This window comes from Sphingomonas arantia (assembly GCF_042682045.1).
GTDB lineage: Bacteria > Pseudomonadota > Alphaproteobacteria > Sphingomonadales > Sphingomonadaceae > Sphingomonas_R > Sphingomonas_R arantia.
The window spans coordinates 304,353-330,345 of record NZ_JBHUGS010000005.1 but is presented as its reverse complement, the minus strand read 5'-3'; the positions used below and the strand labels follow the sequence as shown (position 1 = coordinate 330,345).

Sequence of the window (25,993 nt, the reverse complement as noted above, 5' to 3'; positions counted from 1 at the left end):
GCGGCGTGCGGCTAAACTGCTGCAACGTTGCATGGGGGTGACAAACGGGTCCGGTGTCGCTATGCGCCACCGCTTCCCATCCCGCGCGAATATAGCGAAAGCGAGTGCTACCCCATGAAACTCAATGAAATCCGTGACAATGACGGCGCGCGCAAGAGCCGCGTCCGGGTCGGCCGTGGTATCGGTTCGGGCCTGGGTAAGACGGCCGGCCGCGGTCAGAAGGGCCAGAAGAGCCGTTCGGGCGTCTCGATCAAGGGCTTCGAAGGCGGCCAGATGGCGCTGCACATGCGGATCCCGAAGCGTGGCTTCAACAACATCTTCGCCAAGGACTATGCCGAGGCCAACCTGGGCACGATCCAGAAGCTGGTCGAGGCTGGCACGCTGGCATCTGACGGCGTGATCGATCACGCAGCACTGCAGGCAGCCGGCATCGCGCGCGGCGGCAAGGACGGCGTGCGCCTGCTCGGCAAGGGCGAGTTCTCGTCGAAGCTCAGCTTCCGCGTGGCCGGCGTGTCCAAGGGCGCCAAGGAAGCCATCGAAGCCGCCGGCGGCAGCGTCGAGGTGATCTACGTCCAGCCGGCAGCCGAGAAGGCCAAGGCCAAGCATCGCACGGTCCAGACCGTCCGCGCCGCTGACAAGGCCGAGAAGAAGGCAGCCGCTAAGGGCTGATTCCGTTCTGTCCCGCGGTTCGAATGCACTGAAATGGCGCGTTCGGACCCGGCGGGGCGGGCGAAGGCCGGGTCGTTTTTCGACCGGTCAGAACCGAACGGGCAGGGGATGGAGCAGGCCGGATCTCGGCCCGTCCCCTTCGGCTTAGACAAACCGGTCGGTACGACTATATGTGGCGGCGGTGAGCGGGTCTCCCGCCGCCATTTTTTACCGGGATCTGATACCCTATGGCATCCGCAGCGGAACAGCTGGCAGCGAACGTCAGCCTGTCGCAATTCTCCAAGGCGACCGACCTCAAGAAGCGCCTCTGGTTCACGCTGGGCGCGCTCATCGTGTTCCGGCTGCTCAGCCACGTGCCGCTGCCGGGCATCGACCCGCGCGCGCTGGAGGTGCTGTTTTCGCAGACCCGCGGCGGCGTGCTGGACTTCTTCAACACATTTTCGGGCGGCAGCCTGGAGCGGATGAGCCTCATCGCGCTCGGCGTCATGCCCTACATCACCGCCTCGATCGTGGTGCAGCTCGCGACCTCGCTGTCGCCGCAGCTGGCCGCGATCAAGAAGGAAGGCGAGAGCGGGCGCAAGAAGCTCAACCAGTATACGCGCTACGGCACGGTCGGGCTGACCGCGGTCCAGGCCTATTTCATCGCCGTCGGGCTGGAGAGTTGGGGCAGCACGCAGGGCATCGCCGCGGTCGTGGTCGATCCGTACCTGTTCCGCTTCACCACCGTGCTGTCGCTGATCGGCGGCACGATGTTCCTGATGTGGCTGGGTGAGCAGATCACCAGCCGCGGGATCGGCAACGGCGTTTCGCTGATCATCATGGCCGGCATCGTCGCGGCGATCCCCAAGACGATCGTCAACGTGCTCGAAGGCGGCCGGACCGGTTCGCTGTCCCCGATCCTGATCATCGGCGTGCTGGCGCTGGTTATCGGCCTGATCCTGTTCATCTGCTTCATGGAGCGGGCGCAGCGCCGCGTGCTGATCCAGTATCCCAAGCGCCAGACCGCGCGCGGCATGATGCAGGCGGATCGCAGCCATCTGCCGCTGAAGATCAACACCGCCAACGTCATCCCGCCGATCTTCGCGTCGTCGCTGCTGCTGATGCCGCTGACGATCTCGCAGTTTGCCGGCAAGCGCGTCGAGGGCGACAGCGCGTGGGGCGATTTCCTGATCGGGCTGAACCAGTATCTCGCGCACGGCACGCCGCTTTACATGTCGCTCTATGCGGCCGGAATCATCTTCTTTTGCTTCTTCTACACCGCCGTCGTGTTCAATCCGGAAGAGACCGCCGACAACCTCAAGCGCTATGGCGGGTTCGTCCCCGGCATCCGTCCGGGCAAGTCGACCGCGGACTATCTGGACTATGTGCTGACGCGCATCACCGTGCTCGGCGCGGCGTACCTGACGTTCATCTGTCTGGTGCCCGAATATATCGTCGCTCGGGCGGGCATTCCGTTCTACCTGGGCGGGACGAGCCTGCTGATCGTGGTCAACGTCACGATCGACACGGTGACGCAGATCCAGAGCCACTTGCTCGCGCACCAATATGGTGACCTGATCAAGAAGGCGAAGCTGAAGGGTGGCGTGCGGCGCTAAAGCCGACCACCATGGATCGAAGCGAGGGGGGCCGCGGCCACATGAACATCATTCTGCTTGGGCCGCCGGGGGCGGGCAAGGGCACGCAGGCCAGCCGACTGGAGCGTGATCGCGGCATGGTGCAGGTTTCTACCGGCGACATGCTGCGCGCCGCGGTCGCATCCGGCAGCGAGATCGGGAAGCTGGCCGACGGCGTCATGAAGGCGGGCAAGCTGTTTCCCGACGACTTGATGAGCCAGGTACTGGGTGAACGGCTGGACCAGCCGGACACCGCGCGCGGCGTGATTTTCGACGGCTATCCCCGGACGCAGGCGCAGGCGGAATCGCTCGATACGCTGCTCGCGGAGCGCGGCCGGACGCTCGATCATGTGATCGAACTGGTCGTCGACGAGGAGGCGCTCGTTGCGCGCGTCGAGGGGCGCTTTACCTGCGCGAACTGCGGCGCGGGTTACCACGACACGTTTCAGCAGCCGAAGGTCGCGGGCGTCTGCGACGTGTGCGGCTCGACGACGTTCAAGCGCCGGCCGGATGACAATGCCGAGACCGTGCGGACCCGGATGGCCGAGTATCGCGCCAAGACCGCGCCGATCCTGCCTTATTACGAGAGCCGCGGGCTGGTGCAGCGCGTGGACGGCATGGCCGACATCGGTGACGTGGCGCAGGCGATCGAGGCAATCCTCGACCGCTGACAGGAGCTGGCTCCGCTTTACGAACACATCGTCCCGGACTTGATCCGGGACCCCGCTGCCCACATTGCCGTTGAAGGGGCCGGGCTCGGCGACCGTCTGGCCGACGAGCCCGCTGTTCGAGGTTCAGGCCGGCAGCTTCACCGCCTCGCGCGGCTGGTGCATCGGGCACCCGTTCAACTGCCCACGCAGCGCGGCGGAGTTCTTGTAGGGCAGCTTGCGCGCCCGCATGATCCCACCGAGCGGCTGATGCGCAGCGAGCCCCTGCCACGGCGCGAACGCCAGCGTGTCGTCGCCGACCGTCGCGCGGGTTTCGCTCCAGGCGGTCTGCGGTGCGATCCGGATACGCGCGACGGTGAGGTACGGATTATCCTCCTCCGGCCAGGCGACCGAGGCGTCTTCGATCGGGTTCGCCTCGACGTCGCGCATCAGCTGGACCTTCATCTCCCAAACGCCGCCGTCGACGCCGAGTACGCGGTTCATTTCCTCGCGGATCGCATCGGCGCGGCCGTCGATCGCGATCTCCTTGCCTTCGAGCACGGTGAAGCTCTGCGACGCAGGGAACACGCCGATCTTGCCGACATACTCGCCGAACCGGATCGGCACCTGGCTGAAATAGCTCTCGCCGAGCGGGTGCGAGTTCGGATAGCCGCCCATAGTCTTGAGGAACGTGCTCTCCGCGCCCACCGCCTCAAGCGCGCGCTCCGCCGTGCGGAACACCGCGGAGATCGCCTTCTTGCTCCATTCCGCCTTGTCGGTCGTGCCGGCGAGCAGCTTCAGGTTCTTCATGAACGCCTTGGCGTCCTTCGCCGCGAACGCCTTGCCGTTGGCCATCACGAAATCCTGGACCTGGTCGTGCTCCGACCCGGGCAACCGCGCACCCTCGACGCCAATCACCTTCACCGCCATGCCGCGCGGCAGCGAGATCGTGTCGGGCAGCGGATCGCCCGCATTGGTCGAGATCCGCACGATCGCGGGGTAACTCTTGGCGGTGCCGAACAGCCCCTGCGCCAGTTCGCTCGGCAGACCCTCGACCACCTCGAACGTCGCCTCCAGAAGCGCATGGCTCTTGGCATGGACGCTGCGATAGGCGTGGCCGTGATCGTCGTTGACGGTGTGCTGGATGCCCATCAGCGTGCGCGACAGCTCGGCGTGCGTTTCCGCCTCGTCCGGCGCCACCGTTTCGAGCGTGTAGTCGAAGGCGATCGGGGATTTCGGCATCGGGCAACTCCGGTGATGTCATAGGTTAGCTCAAGAAACCTTCGCCGGAGCGGACCGGTTCCGGTCGTCACCGCGTTGGTAGGGTGACGATCAGAACGGGTGTTCCAGATGACCAAGCACAAGAGCGACGACCACGGCCCCGCGCAGGCCCAGATCACTGACTATGAAGGGCCCGCCGGCGGCTGGGGATCGATGAAGGGAATGGCGGCGATCCTGCCCAAGGAAAAGCTCGACCCGCTCGACATGGCGAACCTGCTGCGTCGCCAGAACAAGACCGACGGGTTCCAGTGCGTCAGCTGCGCCTGGTCGAAACCCGCGCATCCCCACCCCGTCGAATTCTGCGAGAACGGCGCCAAGGCGACCGCGTGGGAGGCGACCGGATACCGCACCTCGCCCGAATGGCTCGAGACGCATCCCGTGACTGCGCTGCGCGATCTGTCCGATTACGAGCTGGAACAGCATGGCCGGCTCACCCATCCGGTCCGTTACGACCCGGCGAGCGATACCTATCGCACCACGACGTGGGACGCGGCCTTCGCGGAGATCGGCGCGGAACTGCGCAAGATCCGCGTGCGCGATCCGAAGCGTGCGGTGTTCTACTCGTCCGGCCGTGCCTCGCTCGAAACGAGCTATATGTATCAGCTGATGGCGCGGATGTACGGCTGCAACAACCTGCCTGACAGCTCCAACATGTGTCACGAGACGACCGGCGTCGCGCTGAAGAAGACGATCGGCGAGGCGGTCGGCACGACGCGGCTCGACGATTTCGAGCATGCCGATGCGATCCTGTTCTTCGGTCAGAATGTCGGGTCGAACTCGCCGCGCATGCTCCATCCGCTCCGCACCGCGGTGAAGCGCGGCTGCAAGGTCGTGACGTTCAATCCGCTGAAGGAGCGCGGGCTGGAACGGTTCGCCGATCCGCAGAACCCGCTCGACATGGCGCTCGGCACGTCGACGCCGATCAGCACGCAATATCATCAGGTGAAGACCGGCGGCGACATCGCGGTTCTGATGGGCATGTGCAAATGGCTGATCGAGGCGGACGACGCCGCGGGCGGCAAGGCCGGGGGCAGCATTTTCCTCGACCATGATTTCCTGGCCGAACACACGACCGGCTACGACGCACTAGCCGAACGCGCGCGCGGCACGAGCTGGGAGGCGATCGAGGCGGCGTCCGGCCTGCCGCGCGTCGATATCATCGCGGCCGCGCGCGTATATGCGGAGGCCAAGGCCGTCATGGCGGTCTATGGCATGGGCCTGACCCAGCATGTCCGCGGGACCGAGAATGTCGACATGCTCGTCAACCTGCTTCTGCTGCGCGGGAACTTCGGAAAGCCGGGGGCGGGCATCTGTCCGGTCCGCGGGCACAGCAATGTGCAGGGCCAGCGGACCGTCGGCATCGGCCACAAGCCGGAGCATGCGCCGCTCGATATCCTGGCCGCGCAATATGGCTTCGAACCGCCGCGCGAGGAGGGCCTCGACACCACCACGGCATGCGAAGGGATCCTGGCGGGAGAGGTGGATGCGTTCATCCAGCTCGGCGGCAACTTCGTCCGCGCCATTCCGGACACGTACCGGATGGAGGCCGTCTGGCAGTCGCTGTCGCTGACCGTCCACGTCGCGACGAAGCTCAACCGTAGCCATCTGCTGCCCGGCAGGGTCGCCTATGTCCTGCCGTGCATCGGCCGCACCGAGCGCGACGACCAGGCGACCGGGCCGCAGACCGTGTCGATCGAGGACAGCACGAGCTGCATCCACGCCTCGATCGGCACGCGCAAAGCGCCGGACGGCGACCTGATGTCGGAGCCGGCGATCGTCGGCCGGCTGGCGAAGGAAATCCTCGATCCCAATCCGAAGCTGGACTGGGATGCCTGGGTCGGCGACTACCGCCTGATCCGCACAGCGATCGAAGCGACGTTCCCGGAGAAGTTCCGCGATTACGAGAAGCGGATGCATGTCCCCGGCGGGCTGGACAAGGGCAACGCGGTGCGCTCGCGCACGTGGCTGACCGAGAGCGGCAAGGCGCAGATCCAGTTGCCGACCGGGCTCGACTCGACCGGGTTTGCCGATACGCCCGAGACGCTGCGGCTCATGACGCTGCGCTCGAACGATCAGTTCAACACGACAATCTACGGCTACGACGACCGGTTCCGCGGCATCTCCGGTTCGCGTCAGGTGGTGCTGATGAACCCGGAGGATATCGAACGGCTCGGGCTGGCGGCGGACCAGATCGTCGGGCTGGAGACGATCTACGACGACGGTCACGACCGGTCGGTGCTCGGCCTGCGGATCGTGCCGTACGAAGTGCCGGTCGGCTGCATCGGGGCCTATTATCCCGAGTGCAATCCGCTGATCCCGCTGAAGCATCACGACGTCGAGTCGCACACGCTGGCGGCGAAGTCGGTGCCGGTGCGCGTGGTCGCCTGACCGCACGCATTACGGGCCGATGGGTTTCAGGGCGACCGGTCGTGACGCGACGGGTCGCCCTTCCTTTGGGTTGGCTTGACAGCGGAGGGGGGAAGCCCTAACCCCCGCGCATCCCGAGAGGCAGACCCGGCGGCGTTCCTATGCGCGCGTCGGTTTTCCGGTTTTCGGGTGGTCCGTAGCGAATGATTCGTTTCGCGGGCCCACGCGTCGAGATGGGTCGGTCAGCCAGCCGCCCGTGGAGCAGGAGAAAGTATCACATGGCACGTATCGCGGGTGTAAACATCCCGAGCAACAAGCGCGTCGAAATCGCGCTGACCTATATTCACGGCATCGGCCGCACCAAGGCGCTGCAGCTCACCGAGCAGCTCGGCATCGACCGGACCCGTCGCGTGCAGGACCTAACCGACCAGGAAGTTCTGCAGATCCGCGAAGCGATCGACGCCGGCCACACGGTCGAGGGTGATCTTCGCCGCACGGTGGCGATGAACATCAAGCGCCTGATGGATCTGGCCTGCTACCGCGGCCTGCGTCATCGCAAGGGCCTGCCGGTCCGCGGCCAGCGCACGCATACCAATGCGCGCACCCGCAAGGGCAAGGCCAAGCCGATCGCCGGCAAGAAGAAGTAAGGAGAGGCGCTGGCAAGCCAGCGACCCTTTACTTCTCCGTCGATGCGCGAAGGCGCGGTGGCGGAAGCAGCAACAGAATATAGTAGGACCATCGAAAAATGGCACGCGAACCACAGCGCATCAAGCGGCGCGAGCGTAAGAACATCACGTCGGGCGTCGCCCACGTCAACGCCAGCTTCAACAACACCATGATCACGATCACCGATGCGCAAGGCAATACCATTGCCTGGTCCTCGGCCGGCATGATGGGGTTCAAGGGCAGCCGCAAGTCGACGCCGTACGCAGCGCAGGTCGCCGCGGAAGACGCCGGCAAGAAGGCGTCCGAGCACGGCGTCCGCACGATCGAGGTCGAGGTCAAGGGCCCCGGTTCCGGTCGCGAGTCGGCGTTGCGTGCACTGCAGGCGGTCGGTTTCCACATCACGTCCATCCGCGACGTGACGCCGATCCCGCACAACGGCGTGCGCCCGTCCAAGCGCCGCCGCGTCTGATTACCGGGGCGGGGCCGTTCGGCTCCGTCCGCGAACTTCCTGGCCGGGGCGGACGCGCCTCGTTGCCCAACGTCGAGGGACACTCATGGCTGTCAACGCCAAGAACTGGCAGGAAATGAAGAAGCCGCATGGCCTCGAGAAGAAGGCCGGCGGCGACGGGAAGCGGAAGGCGACTTTTGTTGCCGAACCGCTCGAGCGCGGCTTCGGCCTGACGCTGGGCAACGCGCTGCGCCGCGTGCTGCTGTCGTCGCTTCAGGGGGCGGCCGTCACCTCGATCAAGATCGAGAACGTGCTGCACGAATTCTCGTCGCTGGCCGGCGTCCGGGAAGATGTCACCGACATCGTCCTGAACGTCAAGCAGATCGCGCTGCGCATGCAGGGCGAAGGGCCGAAGCGCCTTCAGCTGTCGGTCACCGGACCGGCCGAGGTCACCGCGGGCGACATCGCCACGTCGGGCGACATCGAGGTCATGAACCCCAAGCTCGTGCTGTGCCATCTCGACGAGGGCGCCGTTCTGAACATGGAACTGACCGCCGATGTCGGGAAGGGCTATGTCCCGTCCGCGAACAACCGTCCGGCCGATGCGCCGATCGGTCTGATCCCGGTCGATGCGCTGTACTCGCCCGTCCGCCAGGTGGCGTACAAGGTCGAGAACACCCGCGTCGGGCAGGAGCTGGACTATGACAAGCTCACGCTGAACATCGAAACCGACGGCACCGTGACGCCCGAGGACGCCGTGGCCTATGCCGCGCGCATCCTGCAGGACCAGTTGCAGCTGTTCGTCCACTTCGACGACTCGATGGTGTCGACCTCGGCCCCGATCGGGATCGCCGTGCCGCCGTCCTCGGGTGGCGTCGATCCGGAAGGCGACAGCAACCAGCTCAACCGCTACCTTCTCAAGAAGGTGGACGAACTGGAACTGTCGGTGCGTTCGGCGAACTGCCTCAAGAACGACAACATCATCTATATCGGCGATCTGGTCGGCAAGACCGAAGCCGAGATGCTCCGCACCCCGAATTTCGGTCGCAAGTCGCTGAACGAGATCAAGGAAGTGCTGGCGTCGATGGGGCTGCGGCTGGGGATGGAAATCCCGGGCTGGCCGCCCGAGAATATCGAGGAAATGGCCAAGAAGCTCGAACAGGAGTTTTGAGGTCGGTCGAAGTTGCGGATGTGTTTTACACCGCAACTTTGACAACTTCGAAGGATTTGACCCGGCGCGATCGTGTCGGGGGAATGGGTTTGGCGGTGCCCTTCACCGCCTGGTCCGGGGTACCTGACACGGCCCCTGAACGAACGGAGTATGGATTATGCGCCATCGTGTAGGCGGACGGAAACTTCAGCGGACGGGCAGCCATCGTACGGCCATGTTCCGCAACATGTCGGCGGCGCTCATCAAGCATGAGCAGATCACGACGACCCTCGCCAAGGCGAAGGAACTGCGGCCCTATGTCGAAAAGCTGGTGACGCTGGCGAAGAAGGGTGGCCTGGCCAACCGTCGTTTGGCGCATGCCCGCATGCTCGACGACACGCAGCTGGTGAAGCTGTTCGACGTGATCGCCGATCGCTACGCCACGCGCGCCGGTGGTTACACCCGCGTGATCAAGGCCGGTATTCGCGCCTCGGATGCGGCATCGATGGCGATCATCGAGTTCGTCGACCGCGACATGTCCGCCAAGGGCCAGGACTCCGGTCCAGTCCAGGTGCAGGACGAGTATGACGACGAAGCCTGATTAACGCACGGCTTTGGACTTGCGGCAGGGGCCGGGGACGATAGTCTCCGGCCCTTCTCGTTTGTGCGGAGTGCGTCCCCCATGTTGCGTCCTGTCCTTGCTCTCCTGCTTTCGGTGTCCGCCATGCCGCTTTCCGCCCAGGCCCTGACCTATCCCAAGACCGAACGCGGCACCGTCGCCGACGTGCAGTTCGGCGAGGCTGTGAAGGACCCATATCGCTGGCTCGAAAACGACGTGCGGCAGGACCCGAAGGTCCGCGAATGGGTGACGGCCGAGAACGCGGTGACGGACGCCTATCTCAAGACGCTGCCGGGTCGCGACGCGATCGCCCAGCGGCTGAAGGCGCTGTGGAACTACGAGCGGTTCGGCGTGCCGCGGAAGTCGGGCGGACGCTATTTCTACACGCGCAACACCGGGTTGCAGAACCAGGCCGTGCTGTACGTCCGCGACGCGCTGGACGGCACGCCCCGGCTGCTGATCGATCCGAACCTATGGGCCAAGGACGGCGCGACCGCGCTGTCGGACTGGAACCCGTCGGAAGATGGCAAGCGGATCGTCTATTCGATCCAGGACGGCGGCACCGACTGGCGGACGCTGAAGGTACTCGACGTCGACACCGGCAAGGTGATGACCGACGAGATCAAGTTCGTGAAGACCAGCAATGGCAGCTGGGCGAAGGACGGCTCGGGCTTCTATTATTCGCGCTTCCCCGAACCGGCGGCGGGCGATACGTTCCAGGCGGTCAACCTGAACAGCAAGCTCTACTTCCACCGGCTCGGCACGCCGCAGTCCGCGGACCGACTGGTCTACGAGACGCCGGCGCATCCGAAGTGGGGCCATTATGGCAGCGTGACCGACGACGGTCGCTGGCTGGTGATCTACACGTCCGAGGGGACCGACCCGCGCAACGATATCGCGCTGCTCGACCTGACGAAGCCCGGCGCCACGCCGCAGCCGTTGTTCACGGGTCTCAAGAACAACTGGATGGTCGCCGGCAACCAGGGCAGCGATTTCTGGTTCGTGACCGATCTGGACGCACCGCGGCTGCGCGTCGTGAAGGTCGCCGTGGGCGGCGCCGCGCCGGTCGTGACGCCGGTAATCGCCGAGGACAAGGCCACGCTGCAGGGCGCGGGGATCGTCGGCGGCAAGCTGGTCGCGGAGTATCTGGTCGACGCCAAGAGCGAGGTGCGGGTCAGCGACCTCGACGGCAAACCGGTGCGGACGGTGGCGTTGCCGGGGATCGGCAGCGTCGGCGGGTTCGGGGGCAAGCAGGACGACAGCGAGACGTTCTTCGCGTTCACCAGCTTCAACACGCCAAGCGCGATCTACCGCTACGATGTCGCGAGCGGCAAGGCGACGCCGTGGGCGATGCCGAAGGTAGCGTTCGACCCGGCGAACTATGTCGTGGAACAGCGTTTCTACCCGTCGAAGGACGGTACGAAGATCCCGCTGTTCGTCGTGCACAAGAAGGGGCTGAACCTCGACAAGGGCGCGCCGACGATGTTGTACGCTTACGGCGGGTTCAACATTTCGATGACGCCGTCCTTCTCCCCCGCGAACCTGGCGTGGATGGACATGGGCGGGGTGTATGCGCAGGCGTCGCTGCGTGGCGGCGGGGAATATGGCAATGCCTGGCACGATGCCGGGCGCCTGCAGAACAAGCAGAATGTGTTCGACGACTTCATCGCGGCGGGCGAATATCTGATCGCGCAGGGGATCACGACGAAGGACAAGCTGGCGATCCGTGGCGGCTCCAACGGCGGCCTGCTGGTCGGCGCGGTCGTCAACCAGCGGCCGGACCTGTTCGCGGCGGCGCTGCCCGCGGTCGGGGTGATGGACATGTTGCGGTTCGACCGGTTCACCGCCGGGCGCTACTGGACCGACGATTATGGCTATCCGTCGAAGGAGGCCGATTTCCGCGTGCTGCGCGCCTATTCGCCCTATCACAACATCGCGGACGGCAAGCCTTACCCCGCGGTGCTGGTGACGACGGCCGATACGGACGACCGCGTGGTACCGGGTCATAGCTTCAAATACACCGCGGCGTTGCAGGCGGCGAAGGTGGGCGACAAGCCGCACCTGATCCGGATCGAAACGCGCGCCGGGCACGGATCGGGCAAGCCGACCGACAAGATCATCGAGGAATATACCGACCTCTGGGCGTTCGCCGGCAAGTGGACGGGCCTGACCACAGCCGCCGAGGGGGCGATCGCCGGGGGACAGTGATCATGCGACCCTAACGGGCGGATGGCACGAAGCGTCGCTGGACAGGGCGGGGGGTGGATCGTATCGCGTAGCGCCATGACAGACGGCACCCCCACCCCCCCGACCGCACACCCCACCGATTGCATCCTGATCGTCGATTTCGGCAGCCAGGTGACACAGCTGATCGCGCGCCGCGTGCGGGAGGCAGGCGCTTATTCCGAGGTTGCGCCGTTCAACCGTGCCGCCGAAGCCTTCGAGCGGTTGCAGCCGCGCGGGATCATCCTGTCGGGCGGCCCGGACTCGGTGGCACGGCTCGATAGCCCACGCGTGCCGCAGGAGTTTTTCGAGGCGGGGTTGCCGATCCTGGGGATCTGTTACGGCCAGCAGCTGATGTGCCAGCAGCTCGGAGGATCGGTGACGCCGCATGAAAGCGGTGAGTTCGGCCGCGCGTTCATCGAGGTGACGAAGCGGTCCGCGCTGTTCGACGGGATGTGGGCGGAAGGCGAACGCCATCAGGTGTGGATGAGCCATGGCGACCGCGTCGACGCGCTGCCGCCCGGCTTCCACCCGGTCGCCGCATCCGAAGGCGCACCGTTCGCGGTGACCGCGGACGAGGATCGACGGTTCTACGGCGTGCAGTTCCACCCGGAGGTGGTCCACACGCCCGACGGGGCCAAGCTGATCGCGAACTTCGCGCGGCATGTCTGCGGACTTGCCGGCGACTGGACGATGGCTGAGTTCCGGCAGGCCAAGATCGCCGAGATCCGCGCGCAGGTCGGCGACGGGCGGGTGATTTGCGGATTGTCCGGCGGAGTCGATTCGGCGGTGGCGGCGGTGCTGATCCACGAGGCGATCGGCGACCAGCTGACGTGCGTGTTCGTCGATCACGGGCTCCTGCGGTTGGGCGAGGCGGACCAGGTGGTCGGGCTGTTCCGCGAACATTACGGCATCCCGCTGGTCCATGTGAATGTCGAGACGCTGTTCCTGAACGGGCTGGCGGGGCTGACCGATCCGGAAGCGAAGCGGAAGTTCATCGGCAAGACGTTCATCGACGTGTTCGAGGATCAGGCCAAGAAGATCGGCGGGGCCAAGTTCCTGGCGCAGGGGACGCTGTACCCCGACGTGATCGAGAGTGTGAGCTTCACCGGCGGGCCGTCGGTGACGATCAAGAGCCATCACAATGTCGGCGGCCTGCCCGAGCGGATGGACATGGCGCTGGTCGAGCCGCTGCGTGAGCTGTTCAAGGACGAGGTGCGTGCGCTGGGCCGCGAGCTGGGGTTGCCGGAACTGTTCGTCGGGCGGCATCCGTTTCCGGGGCCGGGCCTGGCGATCCGCATTCCGGGCGAGGTGACCAAGGCGCGCTGCGACATCCTGCGCAAGGCGGATGCGGTGTATCTGGCCGAGATCCGCGCGGCCGGGCTGTACGATGCGATCTGGCAGGCGTTCGCGGTGCTGCTGCCCGTGCGGACCGTGGGTGTGATGGGCGACAGCCGGACCTACGACTATGTTTGCGCGTTGCGGGCGGTGACGTCGACCGACGGCATGACGGCGGATGTTTATCCGTTCGATGCTGCGTTCCTGTCGCGCGTGGCGACGCGGATCGTGAACGAGGTGCAGGGCATCAACCGTGTGACGTACGACTATACATCCAAGCCGCCGGGGACGATCGAATGGGAATGACCCGACGCGGAATAGCAGCGGCCGGCGTTGCGCTGGCGATGGCCTGCACGGTCGCGGCACCGGCGGCGGCGGAGCCGGCGATGTGGGCGGTGCGTGATGCCGACTCGACGATCTACCTGTTCGGGACGGCGCACGCCGTGCGGCGTGATACCGGGTGGAAGACCAAGAAGATCGATGCGGCGATGAAGGCGTCGCGCCAATTGTGGCTGGAGATTAGCGACGATCTGGCGACGTCGCAGGCGACGATGGCCGTGATCCTGAAGAAATACGGACTCGACCAGACCAAGCCGCTTTCGCAGAAGCTGACCGAGGCGCAGCGCGTGCGGCTGGCCGCGGTGCTGAAGCCATACGGTATGCCGATGGCGCAGCTGGAGCCGATGCGGCCCTGGCTAGCGGCGGTGACACTCGGCACGTTGCCGTTCGTGAAGGCGGGGCTCGACCCGGTTGCAGGCGCGGACCGGACGCTGCGCATCGTCGCGGTCGCGGAGAAGGACCAGATCCACGGGTTCGAGACGCCCGAGCAGCAGATCCGCTTCCTCGCCGACTTCAGCGAGGCCGAGCAGCTCGCGTTTCTGGATAGCGCGATGCAGGAAGCCGAAAAGGGCCCGGCAGAACTGACGACGATGGCGACCGCGTGGGAGAATGGCGACGTGCCGACGCTGGCGCGGATCGTGACGACCGACATGAAGCAGGAGTCGCCTTTGCTGTACGACAAGCTGCTTGTCGCGCGGAATATCGACTGGGCCGGCCGCATCAAGACAATGCTGGCGGGGAAGGGCACGATCTTCGTCGCGGTTGGGGTCGGTCATCTGGTCGGCCCGGACAGCGTCCAGGCGCAGCTGGCAAAGAGCGGAATCAACGCGGTGCGTCTCTAGAGGTCAGGGCACACGATTTGCGCCGAGGGGCCGGCGTTGGTAGGCGGGCGCATGTCGACTTTCCAGCCTGAGGCGGGGGCCTCCGCCACGCCGCTCCGCCGCATCACCGTTCCTGCGATCCGCGCCGCCAAGGGGGGCACGCCGCTGGTGATGCTGACTGCCTACACCGCGCGGGTTGCCGCGCTGCTCGACCCGCATTGCGACATGCTGCTGGTCGGCGATAGCCTGGCGCAGGTCATCTACGGGTTGCCGTCCACGGTACCCGTCACGCTGGAGATGATGTGTGCGCACGGGGCGGCGGTGGTGCGCGGGGCGGCGCATGCGCTGGTCGTGATCGACATGCCGTTCGGCAGTTACGAGGCGTCGAAGGAAGTGGCGTTCGACAGTGCTGCGCGCATCCTGAAGGAGACCGGCGCGTCGGCGGTGAAGCTGGAAGGCGGCGTCGCGATGGCCGAGACGATCGCGTTCCTGTCCGCGCGCGGCATCCCGGTGATGGCGCATGTCGGGCTGACCCCGCAGGCGGTGAATGCGCTGGGCGGCTATGGCGCACGCGGGCGGAGCGAGGCGGAGGCGGCCAAGATCGTCGGCGATGCGCAGGCTGTGGCGGACGCGGGCGCGTTCGCGGTCGTGATCGAAGGCGTGCTGGAGCCGATCGCGGTCGCGATCACCGAGGCGGTGTCCTGCCCGACGATCGGCATTGGCGCGTCGGCGCAATGCGACGGTCAGGTGCTGGTGGGCGAGGACATGCTGGGCCTGTTCGACCGCACGCCGAAGTTCGTGAAGGCTTATGGCACGATGGCGGAAGGGGTGACCGATGCCGCCGCGCGCTATGCCGCCGACGTGCGGGCACGGGCGTTTCCGACGGCGGGCGAGACGTACCAGCCGAAACTATGACTCAGCTTCCGTTCAGGCGGTTGCGTCGCTAAGGCTACCGCCTGTTCTTTGTCCGGAGATCCCGATTGGCGCTCGCACCACAGAATGAAGAGACGTTTTTCCGCGAGGTCGACGAGGATCTGCGTCGCGACCGCGTGGAGACGTTCGTTTCGCGGAACGGCAAGTGGATCCTGCTCGCCGTCGTGCTGCTGCTCGCCGCGATCGGCGGGTATATCTACTGGCAGCATCGCCAGACGCAGGCGGCCGAGGCGCATAGTGAAGTGCTGACGCAGGCGCTGACCGATCTGGGCGAGGGCAAGGAAGCCGGCGTGAAGGCGCGGCTGGAAGGGCTCGCCGCGACGAGCAACGACGGGTATCGCGGTGCGGCCCTGTTGACCGACGCGTCGGCAGCGCTCGTTCGCAACGATCAGGCAGCCGCGCTGGCAGGTTTCGCGAAGGTCGCGGCCGACACGTCGGTGCCGCAGCCGCTGCGCGATGCGGCGCTCGTCCGCCAGACGGCGATCGAATATGACAAGCTGCCCCCGGCGACGGTGATCACGCGGCTGAAGCCGCTGGCGATCGCGGGCAATCCGTGGTTCGGCAGCGCGGGCGAGATGGTGGCGATTGCGTATTTGCGCACCAACAAGGCGCAGGATGCGGGACGGATCTTTGCCGCGATCGCGCGGGACGAAACGATGCCGGCCAGCCTGCGCGGACGCGCGGTGCGGGTGGCGGGTGCGCTCGGGTTCGACGTGCCGCAGTCGACTGAGGAAAGCATGCAATGAAGACGGGCAGGTTCGCAGCGATGCTGCTGATCGCGACGGCGCTGGCCGGTTGCGGCGTGTTCAAGGGCGGCAAGCCGAAGACGACGTTGCTAGGTGACCGGATCGCGGTGCTGACGTCGGAAAACGGCGCGGAGCTGGACCCGTCGATCGCCGCGGTGCCGGTTGCCGTGCCGCCGGCCGAAGCGAACGACAGCTGGACGCAGTCGGGCGGTAATGCCCAGAAATCGATGGGTAATGTCGCGCTGAAGCCGACGCTTGCCCGCGCCTGGACCGTCTCGATCGCCGGCAGCAGCAAACAGGTCCGGCTGGCCGCGGCGCCGGTGGTGGCCGGCAACCGCGTCTATGTGATGGATACGGAAGCGGTCGTGCGCGCGATCGATGCCGCGACGGGCGGCGTCGTCTGGTCATCGCGCCTGACCGATCCGGCCGGCAACGAGCGTTCGCTGTTCGGCGGTGGCGTCAGTGTGGATGGCGACCGGCTCTATGCCACCAACGGCGTCGGCGATGTGGTGTCGCTGGAAGCGGCGACCGGCAAGGTCGTGTGGAAGAAGCGGCCGGGCGGCCCGTTGCGCGGTGCGCCGACCGTGTCGAACGGCAACGTCTACGTCGTGAGCCCGGACAACCAGCTGTTCGCGCTGAACCAGACGACGGGCGACACGATCTGGAACGAATCCGGGACGCTGGAAGCGGCCGGCGTGTTTGGCGTGGCGGCTCCGGCGGCGGCGCAGGGAACCGTCGTGGCGGGCTTCTCCTCCGGCGAGTTGACCGCTTACCGTTACGAGAACGGGCGCGCGGTGTGGCAGGATGCTCTTTCGCGGACGAGCATTTCGACCGCCGTGTCGACTCTCAGCGATATCGATGCCGATCCGGTGATCGACGGCGGACGCGTCTATGCGGTCGGCGAGGGTGGACGCATGGTCGCCCTGGAGCTGACCACCGGCCAGCGCCTGTGGGAGTTGAACGTCGCGGGTATCGCGACCCCGTCGGTCGTGGGCGACTGGATCTTTGTCGTCACCGACGATGCGCGGATGCTCTGTATCCAGCGTGCAACCGGGCGGATCCGCTGGATCAGCCAACTGCCGCGCTGGCGGAACGAAGAGAAGAAGAAGGGCCTGATCGGCTGGACCGGACCGGTTCTGGCTGGCGACCGTTTGCTGGTGGTCAATACGCAGGGCGAGATGGCGTCGGTGACGCCGGCCGACGGCAAGATCTCGGCGCCGATCGAGGCGGGCAAGGCGTTCTACCTGCCGCCGGTGGTGGCCGGGAACACGCTGTTCCTGCTCGACAATGACGGGAAGCTGAGCGCCTGGCGGTAGGCCGCCAAACGGGTTGCGCAACTTTGCCGTGACCTGCGCGCAGATTCCGCTACATCGCGGCGATGGCTAAACTTCCCATCGTCGCGATCGTCGGCCGACCGAACGTCGGCAAATCCACGCTTTTCAATCGCCTGGTCGGCAAGCGCGTGGCGTTGGTGGATGACCGGCCCGGCGTGACGCGCGACCGGCGCGAAGGCACCGCCGTGCTGCTGGGTATGGAATTCAAGATCATCGATACCGCGGGCGTCGAGGACGAGGACCCCGACACGCTGCCTGGCCGGATGCGGATGCAGACGCAGAATGCGGTGCGCGAGGCGGACGTCGCGCTGTTCCTGATCGATGCGCGCGCCGGCATCGTGCCGCAGGACGAGGAGATCGCGCGCTGGCTGCGGTCCGAGGATACTCCGGTGATCCTGATGGCCAACAAGGCGGAGGGCAAGGCCGCGGAGAGCGGCGTGCTGGAAGCCTATTCGCTGGGGTTCGACACGCCGATGCCGTTTTCGGCCGAACATGGCGACGGTCTGGTCGATCTGTTCGAAGCGTTGCGGCCGCATATCGAGTTCGACGGGTTCGACGATGTCGTCGACGAGCCCGAAGAGGATGAGGAGAGCGGTCCGCTGAAGCTGGCGATCGTCGGGCGGCCCAATGCGGGCAAGTCGACGCTTGTGAATCGCATCCTGGGCGAGGAGCGGATGATCACCGGACCGGAGGCCGGCATCACACGGGACTCGATCGCGATCGACTGGGAATGGACCGCGCCCGACGGGCAGGTGCGTCCGGTGCGGCTGATCGACACGGCGGGGTTACGCAAGAAGGCGAAGGTGCAGGACAAGCTTGAGAAGCTGTCTGCCGCCGACGCGATGCATGCTGTCGACTTCGCGGAGGTCGTCGTGCTGCTGCTCGATGCGACGCTGGGGCTGGAGGCGCAGGACCTGCGCATTGCCGACCAGGTGTTGCAGGAGGGGCGAGCGCTGATCATCGCGCTGAACAAGTGGGATGTGGCGGAGAACCCGCCGAGCTTGTTCCAGGGGGTGCGGTTCGCGCTGGAGGAGGGGCTGGCGCAGGTCCGCGGCGTCCCGTTGCTGACGATTTCGGCAGAGACCGGGCGTGGCATGGACCAGCTGATCCAGGCGGCGTTCGATGTGCGCGAGGCGTGGTCGAAGCGTGTGTCGACGGGCGTGCTCAACCGCTGGTTCGAGAAGGCGGTCGAGATCAATCCGCCGCCGGCGCCGGGGGGACGACGCATCAAGCTGCGCTATCTGACGCAGGCCAAGACGCGGCCGCCGGGGTTCATCCTGTTCGGGACGCGCGTCGATCAGCTACCCGAAAGCTACAAGCGGTACCTGATGAACGGGATCCGCAAGGACCTTGGCTTCGGGGCGGTGCCGATCCGGCTGACCGTGCGCGCACCGCGGAACCCGTTCGACCGGTGAACGACGCGGGCGCGGTGCTGATCGATACGCGCGGGATGCGGTGCCCATGGCCGGCGCTGCGGCTGGCGCGGGCCGTTCGCGCGGGGGCGGATGGGACGTATTATGTCGTGATGGCGGATGATCCGAATGCCGGGAGCGAGATCGCTGCGCTGGCCGCCGCGAATGGTTGGACGATGAGCCAGGAATTGGACCGAATAGACATTCGGACCTGAGCCTCCATCAACCATTTGTTTACCTATTCTTGAGTAGGTATTGAGTATCCGGGTCGGATCGCGAGCAGGGGGCAAGCCGTGTCACAACTAGACGGCGCACTCGTGGATTGGACCGCCTATCACCGCGCGCAGGTGGAACTTGGCGCGGACTTTGCCCGGATCCTTGGCTATTTCCGCGAAGACGGCGCGCGATCGGTCGCCGCGATCGAGGATGCGATGCGGCAAAGGTCCGTCGCGTCGCTTGTAATGCCGGCGCACACGCTGAAGGCCGATGCGGCCCAGCTCGGCGCAAGCGGGCTCGCGACGCTGGCGGAACATGTGGAAGAAACCGCACGGGACTGTCTTGAGCGGCGCGAGGGGTGCGACGACTTGCTGGGCGAGGTCGTGCGCCTGCGCCCGATGTTCATTTCGACCATGGCGTTGTTGAACCAAGCGACGAGTTCGGTCGTGATGCGCCGGCCGCAGGGGTTCGGACGGAAAGTGGTGTTCGGGCGGGGAGTGCCGGGCGCGTCAGTCTGATCGCGGCTGGCGGTACGTGCCGGCGAGCGTACGCCACGCCCATTCGAGTGGCCCGTGTCGATGGCGATCGAGCCAGGGTTTCGACCAGAGGAGCATGATCGCCCAGGTGGCGACAACCACGGCGAGCAGTTGCAGCCGGTCCAGCCGGCCAAACAGTCCAAAACCGTAGCCGTAGAAGAGCGTCGTCATCAGCAGGCTGGTGCCGAGATAGTTGGTGAAGGCGCCACGGCCGACCGCGGCGATCCGGGTCCGCACGGCCCCGTCACCGACGATCAGCATCGCGAGCGCGACATGCGCCAAGGCGAGCAGCGGCCGGAACGGGAGCGACCAGACCGTCGTGACGCCCAGGTTCACGACCGGATCGAAGCCGGACCGGATGGCCCAGCCGGCCAGCAGCAGCATCGCGGGGAGCGCGATGGCGTAGCCGACGAGCGCGATTTGGCGGTATCGCAGTCGCGACCAGGCGCCGGTCAGGAAGCCGGAGCGCAGGCCGGCCATGCCGAGCAGCATCATGCCGAGCGTTTCGAGCCCGTTGCCGATCAGCATCGCGAACGGTAGTCCGAGATCGACGGTGATGCGGTGGCGAAGCAGCGCGGGGTAGTTGCCGTGCATGCGATGGATTTCGGCGGCGATGGCCGGGCGGTCGACCGCGCCGATCTGTGGCGCGATGGTCGACCAGTCGGCGGGGTTGGCGCGGAGTGAGGCAAGGCCGAACAGCGATGTGGCCGACAGGATGGCGTGGAGCAGCAGGCAGAGCAGCGCGAGGCGGACCAAGGCGGCCGGGCGCCGGTCCGCGACGAACACGGCCAGCGTGCCGAGTACGGCATATTGGAACAGGATGTCGCCCCACCACAGCAGGTAGGCGTGGGCGAGCCCGAATAGCGCGAGGACGGCCATGCGGCGGATGTGGACGACGCCCTCGTCCCGGCCGGCGGCGATGGCGCGGTCGATGACCAGCAGGATGCCGGCGCCGAACAGGAGCGAGAAGATGTTGCGCAGTTTGCCGTCGATCAGCACGAACTGAGCCAGCCAGATCGGGCGGTCGGCCGGGCCATGCACCGCGACCGCGTCGGGGTTGAAATAGGCCCCCTCGGGTAGCGCGAACCCGCCGATGTTCATGAGCAGGATGCCCATGACGGCCAGCCCGCGCAGGACATCGAGCGTGACGATTCGTTCGGCGTCGGGCCGCAAGGACTGCGCGGCCGTCACCGGATCAGGCGAGGACGGTCGCGCCCATCAGGTGCGGGAAGAACCCTTCATGTGCTTGGCGGAGCGCGGTGAGCGGGACGGCGGCGTCGGGCAGCGCGATCGTGTCGCCGCCGACGGTGCCGATGCGCGCGGCCGGGACCGAGAGGTTGGGCATCGTGCCGGGGGCGACCGTGACGAGGTAGCGGGCCTGATCCTCGCCGAAGGCCGCGGCCGGGGTGAGGGCGGCGTCGAGCGTTGCACCGGTGCGGCCGGCGAGCGCCATTTCGGTCAGCGCGACCAGCAGGCCGCCGTCCGACAGATCGTGGACCGCGGTCGCGATACCGTCGAGGATCAGCCAGCGGACCGCGTCGCCATGCGCACGTTCGGCAGTGAGATCGACCGGCGGTGGGGGGCCGTCCTCGCGACCATGGATTTCGCGCAGCCAGATCGACTGGCCGAGGTGCCCCGGGCCTTCACCGATCGACCAGATTTCGTCGCCGGCGGTCTTGAGCGCGATTGTCGCGGACTTGGTCCAGTCGGCGAGCAGGCCGATGCCGCCGATCGCGGGGGTCGGCAAGATGGCCGAGCCGCTGCCGTCGTCGAGCTTGGTTTCGTTGTAGAGCGAGACGTTGCCGGACACGATCGGGAAGTCGAGTGCGGTGCAGGCGGCGGCCATCCCTTCGATACAGCCGACGAACTGGCCCATGATCTCGGGCCGCTGCGGGTTGCCGAAGTTCATGCAGTCGGTGGTGGCGAGCGGGAGCGCGCCGACCGCGGTCAGGTTGCGCCAGCATTCGGCGATCGCCTGCTTCCCGCCCTCGACCGGATCGGCGAAGCAGTAACGCGGCGTGCAGTCGGTGCTGATCGCCAACCCCTTCTGCGTGCCGTGGACGCGGACGACGGCGGCGTCGCCACCGGGGCGCTGGACGGTGTCGGCACCGACCATGTGGTCATATTGTTCCCAGATCCAGCGGCGGCTGGCGATGTCAGGCGATCCCATGATGCGGAGCAGGTCGGCCGCAAGGTCGCTCGTCTCCGGCATGTCGGTCAGCGGTGCGCGGGCGGGGGTGGGGACGTGCGGGCGATCGTAAAGCGGGGCTTCGTCGGCGAGCGGGCCGAGCGGGATGTCGCAGACGGTGTCGCCGTTGTGGGTCAGGACCATGCGGCCGGTGTCGGTGACGCGGCCGATGACGGCGAAATCGAGTTCCCACTTGGTGAAGATCGCTTCGGCCTCGGCCTCGCGGCCCGGCTTCAGCACCATGAGCATGCGTTCCTGCGATTCGGACAGCATCATCTCGTAGGGCGTCATGCCGGTTTCGCGGCAGGGGACGGCGTTCATGTCGAGTTCGATCCCGACGCCGCCCTTCGACGCCATTTCGACCGAGGAGGAGGTGAGGCCGGCGGCACCCATGTCCTGGATCGCGACGATCGCGTCGGACTCCATGAGTTCGAGGCAGGCCTCGATCAGCAGTTTCTCGGTGAAGGGGTCGCCGACCTGGACGGTGGGGCGCTTCTCCTCCGAATCCTCAGAGAAGTCGGCCGAGGCCATGGTTGCGCCGTGGATGCCGTCGCGACCGGTCTTCGACCCGACATAGACGATTGAATTGCCGAGCCCGGAGGCGGCGGAGTAGAAGATCTTTGCGGTTTCGGCGACGCCGACGGTCATCGCGTTGACCAGGATGTTGCCGTCATAGGCGCGGTGGAAGTTCACCTCGCCGCCCACGGTCGGCACGCCAACGCAGTTGCCGTAGCCGCCGATGCCCGCAACGACGCCGGCGATCAGGTGGCGCATCTTCGGATGATCGGGACGGCCGAAGCGCAACGCGTTGAGGTTCGCGATCGGACGCGCGCCCATGGTGAACACGTCGCGCAGGATGCCGCCGACACCGGTCGCCGCACCCTGATAGGGTTCGATGTAGCTCGGGTGGTTGTGGCTTTCCATCTTGAAGATGGCGGCCTGGCCATCGCCGATATCGACCACGCCGGCATTTTCGCCGGGGCCACAGATGACCTGCGGACCGGTGGTCGGCAGCTTGCGGAGGTGGAGGCGGCTCGATTTGTAGCTGCAATGCTCCGACCACATGACCGAGAAGATGCCGAGTTCGGTCAGGTTCGGTTCGCGACCGAGCGCGTGCAGGACGCGCTCATATTCTTCTGGCGAGAAGCCATGTTCGGCCACGGTCGCGTCGGTGATGGCGGAGCTGGTCTGGGTCATGCCGCGCCGATAGCGGAGGCGGGAGGGAATGTCAGCCGCGGAGTTAGCACCGCAGGCGATAACGCCCCCTTCGCGTAGGAAGGGGGCGGACGCGATCAGGCGTTGCAGGTCTGCGCGGGCTTCTTCGGCGTGGTGATCTTCACCGTGTCGCCATTGCCGGCCACGGTGTAGCCGCCGCCTGCGAACGGTTCGCCGGCCGCCGGTGCGGTCAGCTTGGTGTTCGTGCCGGCGCTTTCGGTGCGGATGTTCGCGCCGAGATCGTCGGAGAAGAAGTCGACGTAGAGCAGGCTGCTGTCGGCGCAGCGATAGACCTTGCTCGACTTCACCGACGGCGGAAGCGAGACCTTCGGCGCGTTCGCGACGGCGACCGCGTCCGGATCGGTCGGGCCCGACGAGACGGTCTCCGGCTGCGAATTGCAACCGACGAGGAGGGCGGATGCCAGAACGGCGGCGAGGGGGATGATGCGTGCCATGACGATGGTCTTCGCGGTTGCGGTAGGACCCGTCAAGGCGTCTTCGTCTCGACAAACGCCGCGTCCGCCCCGATCTGGGTCTGAAACGGACGCAGGTGCAGCACGGAGCGAGGCTATCGCGCGGGGAAGCCATGGTGGCTTGGCCGGGCGCGGGGCAGGGCCTATCTGCCGTCCATGGCTATCAGACCCGACACACTTTCGCTCATCGGCAACACCCCGCTCGTCCGGTTGAACGGACCGAGCGACGCGACGGGGTGCGAGATCCTGGGCAAGTGCGAATTCATGAGCCCCGGCGGGTCGGTGAAGGACCGTGCCGCCCGTGCGATCGTGGAGGATGCGGAGGCCTCCGGTGCGTTGCAGCCAGGCGGGACGATCGTGGAGGGGACCGCCGGCAATACCGGGATCGGCCTGGCCCTGGTGGCGCAGGCCAAGGGGTATCGTACGATCATCGTGATGACCGAGACGCAGAGCCGCGAGAAGATGGACACGTTGCGCGCGCTGGGTGCCGAACTCGTGCTGGTGCCGCCGACCGCTTATTCGAACCCGGCGCATTATGTGCACACCAGCCGGCGGATCGCGGAGGAGACGCCGAACGCGTTGTGGGCGAACCAGTTCGACAACCTCGCCAACCGCATGGCGCATATCCGCGGGACGGCCGCCGAGATCTGGGACCAGACCGAGGGGCGGGTCGATGGCTTCACCTGCGCGGTGGGGACCGGTGGGACGCTTGCGGGCGTCGGGCTGGGTCTGAAGGAGCGGTCGCAGAACGTGACGATCGCGTTGACCGACCCTTATGGCGCATCGCTGTACGAATATTATGCGTGCGGGGAACTGCGTGCGGAGGGCAGTTCGGTCGCGGAGGGAATCGGGCAGAGCCGGATCACCGCCAACCTGGACGGGGCGCCGATCGATACGCAGTTCCGCGTTTCGGATACGGAGGGGCTGGAGCAGGTGTTCGGCCTGCTGCGTGAGGGCCTGTGCATAGGGCTGTCGTCGGGGATCAACGTGGCCGGCGCAGTGCGGCTGGCGCGGATGATGGGGCCGGGGCACCGGATCGTTACCATTTTGTGCGATTCGGGAATGCGGTACCTCAGCACGACGTACAATCCGGTCTGGCTTGCGGCGAAGGGGCTGCCGGTGCCGGACTATCTGGCGGACCGCGCTTGATCGGGCCGGCTGGCTTCGTGGGTTAGACAATGACGCGGCCGTGCCCTAAATCGAGGACTTCGGACGCCCATTTTGCGGGCAAAGTGGAGAGCACGATCGGATGCAGAGGGTACGCATCGGATTGATGGGGCTGGCAGTGGTCTTCCTGCTGGTATTGCTGGCTGCGGCGTTTTTCGGGATGGCGAGCGGCGGGGATGAAGTGACGCGACCGGGAGCGCCGGGCGTCGAAGCCGGAAATGTCGCCGCCGCGGCGGCCGATGCCGAGGCGAACCCGAAGGAGCCGCTGGCCGAGTTGGGCGTCGCGCCGGGCGGGGCGACCGAGGTCAACAACATCGCTGCGCCCGAGATGCGGCCGGTCATCATTCCGGGCCCGCCGGCGCCCGTGCTGAGCCCGCCGGCGAGCCGAACGGTACCCTGATTCGCGTTCGATCCGCGATCGTCGCCGGGCTTGCGGCGGCATCGGTCGACAGTCTCCTCGGTCTGCGTGCGATGGACCGGGCGGACCGGGTCGAGATCGGAATTCTGCTGACCTGGGGGCCGGCGCTGCTGGCGGTGCTCGCTGTCGTGCTCGCGCGGTCTCCGCGATGGGCACGCTCGGCAGGTTATGCGGCGATGCTGGCGGGATCTGCGCTCGGGCAATCGGTTTTGCTGGGCGGGGGCGGTGCTGCGATCCTGCGCGCGGCGGTTGTCTCCGCGGTTGTTGCGGCGGTGGTCGATCTGGTCGCGCGTGCCGGCATGGCGATCCGGGGCCGGTCGGTGGCGGCGGTCGGGTTGGTTGTCCTGCTGGCGATCCCGGGGGCCGGCGGATGGTATGCCCAGTTCGCAGCGGGCGATGGCGAGACGCGGACGGGGCGGCGGGTTGCCGTGTTGGCCGGGGTGCCACTGCGTTGGGGGGAGGGGGGTGTCGACCTGTCGTCCGGGCCGGGCGAGGCATGGCGGATGCTGGGCGGGGCGTTCCGGTTGATCGCGGTCGACGATGCGGCGCGGTTGACGGGCGACGACCTGCTGCTGGTGCAGCCGCGGTCGCCGGGGCCTGCAGGTCTGGTGGCGATCGATGCGCGGATCCGGGCCGGGGCGCGGGCGGTGATCCTGACTGACCCCGATTTGCGCTGGCCGAGCCGCTATGCCCTTGGCGATCCGGCCGCACCGCCGCGGACCGGGACGCTGGGGCCGTTGCTGCTGCACTGGGGGCTGCGGCTGACGCCGGGTGATCGTGGGATCGTCGTGCGCGACGTCGTTCGGGACGGCCGGCGGTGGCGGCTGGTGCTGGACGGGGCGGGGCGGTTCGTTGCAGCCGGGGCGGGGCCTTGCCGGATCTCGGCGGGGGGGCTGGTTGCGGACTGTCGGCTGGGGCGCGGGCGGGCGGTGCTGGTGGCGGACGCGGACATGCTCGACCCAACGCTGTGGACCGATGGCGCGGGCGGATGGCGGCCGGCATGGCGGCGATCGGACAATGCCGCGTTCGTCGCGGCGCTGATCGCCGGGCACGGGAGAATCATACCACCGGCACGACCGGTTCGATGGCGCGGGGCCGTAGCGGCAGAAGCCATACGGTAGCGCCAACGCGCCAACCGGAACCATGAAAAACCATATGTTAGATTTCGCCAAAA

At 66.7% G+C, this 25,993-nt stretch carries 24 protein-coding genes; 20 read left to right on the top strand and 4 right to left on the bottom strand.

Annotated features, from left to right (window positions below; translation table 11 throughout):
- The first annotated feature begins 114 nt into the window (after nucleotides 1–114).
- The 3 genes from rplO (at nucleotide 115) to ACFSGX_RS16590 (ending at nucleotide 2,953) form a co-directional block, all read left to right on the top strand.
- On the top strand, nucleotides 115–669 hold the full coding sequence (rplO, locus tag ACFSGX_RS16600; RefSeq protein ID WP_380931427.1) for a 50S ribosomal protein L15: 555 nt from the start codon (nucleotides 115–117) through the stop codon (nucleotides 667–669).
- A gap of 227 nt (nucleotides 670–896) precedes the next feature.
- Nucleotides 897–2,264: a preprotein translocase subunit SecY gene (secY, locus tag ACFSGX_RS16595; RefSeq protein WP_380931426.1), complete on the top strand. Its 1,368-nt coding sequence runs from the start codon at nucleotides 897–899 to the stop codon at nucleotides 2,262–2,264.
- A 41-nt stretch (nucleotides 2,265–2,305) separates the two neighbouring features.
- Nucleotides 2,306–2,953, top strand: a complete 648-nt coding sequence (locus tag ACFSGX_RS16590; protein ID WP_380931425.1) for an adenylate kinase — start codon at nucleotides 2,306–2,308, stop codon at nucleotides 2,951–2,953.
- 123 nt (nucleotides 2,954–3,076) lie between these two features.
- Here ACFSGX_RS16590 and ACFSGX_RS16585 read toward each other — a convergent pair whose 3' ends face one another.
- The gene (locus ACFSGX_RS16585; RefSeq protein WP_380931424.1) at nucleotides 3,077–4,171 is read right to left on the bottom strand and encodes a catalase family protein; all 1,095 of its coding nucleotides are present in this window, start codon (nucleotides 4,169–4,171) and stop codon (nucleotides 3,077–3,079) included.
- A 108-nt stretch (nucleotides 4,172–4,279) separates the two neighbouring features.
- Between ACFSGX_RS16585 and ACFSGX_RS16580 the strand changes: the two genes are divergently transcribed.
- The 14 genes from ACFSGX_RS16580 to ACFSGX_RS16515 all read left to right on the top strand — a co-directional run bounded on the left by ACFSGX_RS16580 (nucleotide 4,280) and on the right by ACFSGX_RS16515 (nucleotide 19,340).
- Nucleotides 4,280–6,598 carry an FdhF/YdeP family oxidoreductase gene (locus tag ACFSGX_RS16580; RefSeq protein WP_380931423.1) on the top strand — a complete coding sequence of 773 codons (2,319 nt, stop codon included), beginning with the start codon at nucleotides 4,280–4,282 and terminating at the stop codon, nucleotides 6,596–6,598.
- A gap of 257 nt (nucleotides 6,599–6,855) precedes the next feature.
- Complete coding sequence (rpsM, locus tag ACFSGX_RS16575; RefSeq protein ID WP_157175969.1) at nucleotides 6,856–7,224, top strand: 30S ribosomal protein S13; 369 nt, start codon at nucleotides 6,856–6,858, stop codon at nucleotides 7,222–7,224.
- A 98-nt stretch (nucleotides 7,225–7,322) separates the two neighbouring features.
- A complete protein-coding gene (gene rpsK / locus ACFSGX_RS16570) occupies nucleotides 7,323–7,712 on the top strand; it encodes a 30S ribosomal protein S11 (protein WP_076072635.1) in 390 nt (129 codons plus the stop codon).
- Nucleotides 7,713–7,797: 85 nt separating this feature from the next.
- A complete protein-coding gene (locus ACFSGX_RS16565) occupies nucleotides 7,798–8,862 on the top strand; it encodes a DNA-directed RNA polymerase subunit alpha (RefSeq protein WP_380931422.1) in 1,065 nt (354 codons plus the stop codon).
- Nucleotides 8,863–9,019: 157 nt separating this feature from the next.
- Nucleotides 9,020–9,442 carry a 50S ribosomal protein L17 gene (rplQ, locus tag ACFSGX_RS16560; protein WP_380931421.1) on the top strand — a complete coding sequence of 141 codons (423 nt, stop codon included), beginning with the start codon at nucleotides 9,020–9,022 and terminating at the stop codon, nucleotides 9,440–9,442.
- 123 nt (nucleotides 9,443–9,565) lie between these two features.
- Complete coding sequence (locus ACFSGX_RS16555; protein WP_380931420.1) at nucleotides 9,566–11,668, top strand: prolyl oligopeptidase family serine peptidase; 2,103 nt, start codon at nucleotides 9,566–9,568, stop codon at nucleotides 11,666–11,668.
- 75 nt (nucleotides 11,669–11,743) lie between these two features.
- Nucleotides 11,744–13,327: a glutamine-hydrolyzing GMP synthase gene (gene guaA / locus ACFSGX_RS16550; protein WP_380931419.1), complete on the top strand. Its 1,584-nt coding sequence runs from the start codon at nucleotides 11,744–11,746 to the stop codon at nucleotides 13,325–13,327.
- The gene (locus ACFSGX_RS16545) at nucleotides 13,324–14,202 is read left to right on the top strand and encodes a TraB/GumN family protein (RefSeq protein ID WP_380931418.1); all 879 of its coding nucleotides are present in this window, start codon (nucleotides 13,324–13,326) and stop codon (nucleotides 14,200–14,202) included. The genes guaA and ACFSGX_RS16545 overlap by 4 nt, the downstream gene beginning before the upstream one ends.
- Before the next feature lie 51 nt (nucleotides 14,203–14,253).
- On the top strand, nucleotides 14,254–15,096 hold the full coding sequence (panB, locus tag ACFSGX_RS16540; RefSeq protein ID WP_380931417.1) for a 3-methyl-2-oxobutanoate hydroxymethyltransferase: 843 nt from the start codon (nucleotides 14,254–14,256) through the stop codon (nucleotides 15,094–15,096).
- A gap of 65 nt (nucleotides 15,097–15,161) precedes the next feature.
- Nucleotides 15,162–15,860 (top strand): tetratricopeptide repeat protein, encoded by a 699-nt coding sequence (locus ACFSGX_RS16535; RefSeq protein WP_380931416.1) that lies wholly within the window; start codon nucleotides 15,162–15,164, stop codon nucleotides 15,858–15,860.
- Nucleotides 15,857–17,176 carry a PQQ-binding-like beta-propeller repeat protein gene (locus ACFSGX_RS16530; protein WP_380931415.1) on the top strand — a complete coding sequence of 440 codons (1,320 nt, stop codon included), beginning with the start codon at nucleotides 15,857–15,859 and terminating at the stop codon, nucleotides 17,174–17,176. Before ACFSGX_RS16535 ends, ACFSGX_RS16530 begins: the two co-directional genes overlap by 4 nt.
- Nucleotides 17,177–17,238: 62 nt before the next feature.
- Nucleotides 17,239–18,609, top strand: coding sequence for a ribosome biogenesis GTPase Der (gene der / locus ACFSGX_RS16525; RefSeq protein WP_380931414.1), 1,371 nt, complete (start codon nucleotides 17,239–17,241; stop codon nucleotides 18,607–18,609).
- On the top strand, nucleotides 18,606–18,821 hold the full coding sequence (locus tag ACFSGX_RS16520; RefSeq protein WP_380931413.1) for a sulfurtransferase TusA family protein: 216 nt from the start codon (nucleotides 18,606–18,608) through the stop codon (nucleotides 18,819–18,821). Before der ends, ACFSGX_RS16520 begins: the two co-directional genes overlap by 4 nt.
- Before the next feature lie 78 nt (nucleotides 18,822–18,899).
- Nucleotides 18,900–19,340 carry an Hpt domain-containing protein gene (locus tag ACFSGX_RS16515; RefSeq protein WP_380931412.1) on the top strand — a complete coding sequence of 147 codons (441 nt, stop codon included), beginning with the start codon at nucleotides 18,900–18,902 and terminating at the stop codon, nucleotides 19,338–19,340.
- On the opposite strand, the gene ACFSGX_RS16510 is transcribed toward ACFSGX_RS16515, so the two are convergent.
- The 3 genes from ACFSGX_RS16510 to ACFSGX_RS16500 all read right to left on the bottom strand — a co-directional run bounded on the left by ACFSGX_RS16510 (nucleotide 19,332) and on the right by ACFSGX_RS16500 (nucleotide 23,216).
- A complete protein-coding gene (locus tag ACFSGX_RS16510; RefSeq protein ID WP_380931411.1) occupies nucleotides 19,332–20,531 on the bottom strand; it encodes a DUF418 domain-containing protein in 1,200 nt (399 codons plus the stop codon). The two genes, ACFSGX_RS16515 and ACFSGX_RS16510, sit on opposite strands and share 9 nt — an antisense overlap.
- A 22-nt stretch (nucleotides 20,532–20,553) precedes the next feature.
- Nucleotides 20,554–22,743 (bottom strand): phosphoribosylformylglycinamidine synthase subunit PurL, encoded by a 2,190-nt coding sequence (purL, locus tag ACFSGX_RS16505; RefSeq protein WP_380931410.1) that lies wholly within the window; start codon nucleotides 22,741–22,743, stop codon nucleotides 20,554–20,556.
- A gap of 95 nt (nucleotides 22,744–22,838) precedes the next feature.
- Nucleotides 22,839–23,216, bottom strand: a complete 378-nt coding sequence (locus ACFSGX_RS16500) for a hypothetical protein (RefSeq protein WP_380931409.1) — start codon at nucleotides 23,214–23,216, stop codon at nucleotides 22,839–22,841.
- A 174-nt stretch (nucleotides 23,217–23,390) separates the two neighbouring features.
- On the opposite strand from ACFSGX_RS16500, the gene ACFSGX_RS16495 reads away from it, so the two are divergent.
- The 3 genes from ACFSGX_RS16495 to ACFSGX_RS16485 all read left to right on the top strand — a co-directional run bounded on the left by ACFSGX_RS16495 (nucleotide 23,391) and on the right by ACFSGX_RS16485 (nucleotide 25,940).
- On the top strand, nucleotides 23,391–24,383 hold the full coding sequence (locus ACFSGX_RS16495) for a cysteine synthase A (RefSeq protein WP_380931408.1): 993 nt from the start codon (nucleotides 23,391–23,393) through the stop codon (nucleotides 24,381–24,383).
- Between the two features lie 100 nt (nucleotides 24,384–24,483).
- Nucleotides 24,484–24,801, top strand: a complete 318-nt coding sequence (locus ACFSGX_RS16490; RefSeq protein ID WP_380931407.1) for a hypothetical protein — start codon at nucleotides 24,484–24,486, stop codon at nucleotides 24,799–24,801.
- Nucleotides 24,802–24,872: 71 nt separating this feature from the next.
- Entirely contained in the window at nucleotides 24,873–25,940 is a 1,068-nt protein-coding gene (locus tag ACFSGX_RS16485; RefSeq protein WP_380931406.1) for a motility-associated ABC transporter substrate-binding family protein, read from the top strand.
- Nucleotides 25,941–25,993 lie beyond the last annotated feature (53 nt).

Bases quoted from the DNA above. Each gene is read 5' to 3' on its own strand.
- ACFSGX_RS16490 (WP_380931407.1), top strand. From the start codon at position 24,484: ATGCAGAGGGTACGCATCGGATTGATGGGGCTGGCAGTGGTCTTCCTG.
- ACFSGX_RS16555 (WP_380931420.1), top strand. From the start codon at position 9,566: ATGCCGCTTTCCGCCCAGGCCCTGACCTATCCCAAGACCGAACGCGGC.
- purL (WP_380931410.1), bottom strand. From the start codon at position 22,743: ATGACCCAGACCAGCTCCGCCATCACCGACGCGACCGTGGCCGAACAT.
- ACFSGX_RS16495 (WP_380931408.1), top strand. From the start codon at position 23,391: ATGGCTATCAGACCCGACACACTTTCGCTCATCGGCAACACCCCGCTC.
- ACFSGX_RS16500 (WP_380931409.1), bottom strand. From the start codon at position 23,216: ATGGCACGCATCATCCCCCTCGCCGCCGTTCTGGCATCCGCCCTCCTC.
- rpsM (WP_157175969.1), top strand. From the start codon at position 6,856: ATGGCACGTATCGCGGGTGTAAACATCCCGAGCAACAAGCGCGTCGAA.
- ACFSGX_RS16485 (WP_380931406.1), top strand. From the start codon at position 24,873: ATGGACCGGGCGGACCGGGTCGAGATCGGAATTCTGCTGACCTGGGGG.
- rplO (WP_380931427.1), top strand. From the start codon at position 115: ATGAAACTCAATGAAATCCGTGACAATGACGGCGCGCGCAAGAGCCGC.
- ACFSGX_RS16530 (WP_380931415.1), top strand. From the start codon at position 15,857: ATGAAGACGGGCAGGTTCGCAGCGATGCTGCTGATCGCGACGGCGCTG.
- secY (WP_380931426.1), top strand. From the start codon at position 897: ATGGCATCCGCAGCGGAACAGCTGGCAGCGAACGTCAGCCTGTCGCAA.
- der (WP_380931414.1), top strand. From the start codon at position 17,239: ATGGCTAAACTTCCCATCGTCGCGATCGTCGGCCGACCGAACGTCGGC.
- rplQ (WP_380931421.1), top strand. From the start codon at position 9,020: ATGCGCCATCGTGTAGGCGGACGGAAACTTCAGCGGACGGGCAGCCAT.
- panB (WP_380931417.1), top strand. From the start codon at position 14,254: ATGTCGACTTTCCAGCCTGAGGCGGGGGCCTCCGCCACGCCGCTCCGC.
- ACFSGX_RS16545 (WP_380931418.1), top strand. From the start codon at position 13,324: ATGACCCGACGCGGAATAGCAGCGGCCGGCGTTGCGCTGGCGATGGCC.
- rpsK (WP_076072635.1), top strand. From the start codon at position 7,323: ATGGCACGCGAACCACAGCGCATCAAGCGGCGCGAGCGTAAGAACATC.
- ACFSGX_RS16565 (WP_380931422.1), top strand. From the start codon at position 7,798: ATGGCTGTCAACGCCAAGAACTGGCAGGAAATGAAGAAGCCGCATGGC.
- guaA (WP_380931419.1), top strand. From the start codon at position 11,744: ATGACAGACGGCACCCCCACCCCCCCGACCGCACACCCCACCGATTGC.
- ACFSGX_RS16585 (WP_380931424.1), bottom strand. From the start codon at position 4,171: ATGCCGAAATCCCCGATCGCCTTCGACTACACGCTCGAAACGGTGGCG.
- ACFSGX_RS16590 (WP_380931425.1), top strand. From the start codon at position 2,306: ATGAACATCATTCTGCTTGGGCCGCCGGGGGCGGGCAAGGGCACGCAG.
- ACFSGX_RS16580 (WP_380931423.1), top strand. From the start codon at position 4,280: ATGACCAAGCACAAGAGCGACGACCACGGCCCCGCGCAGGCCCAGATC.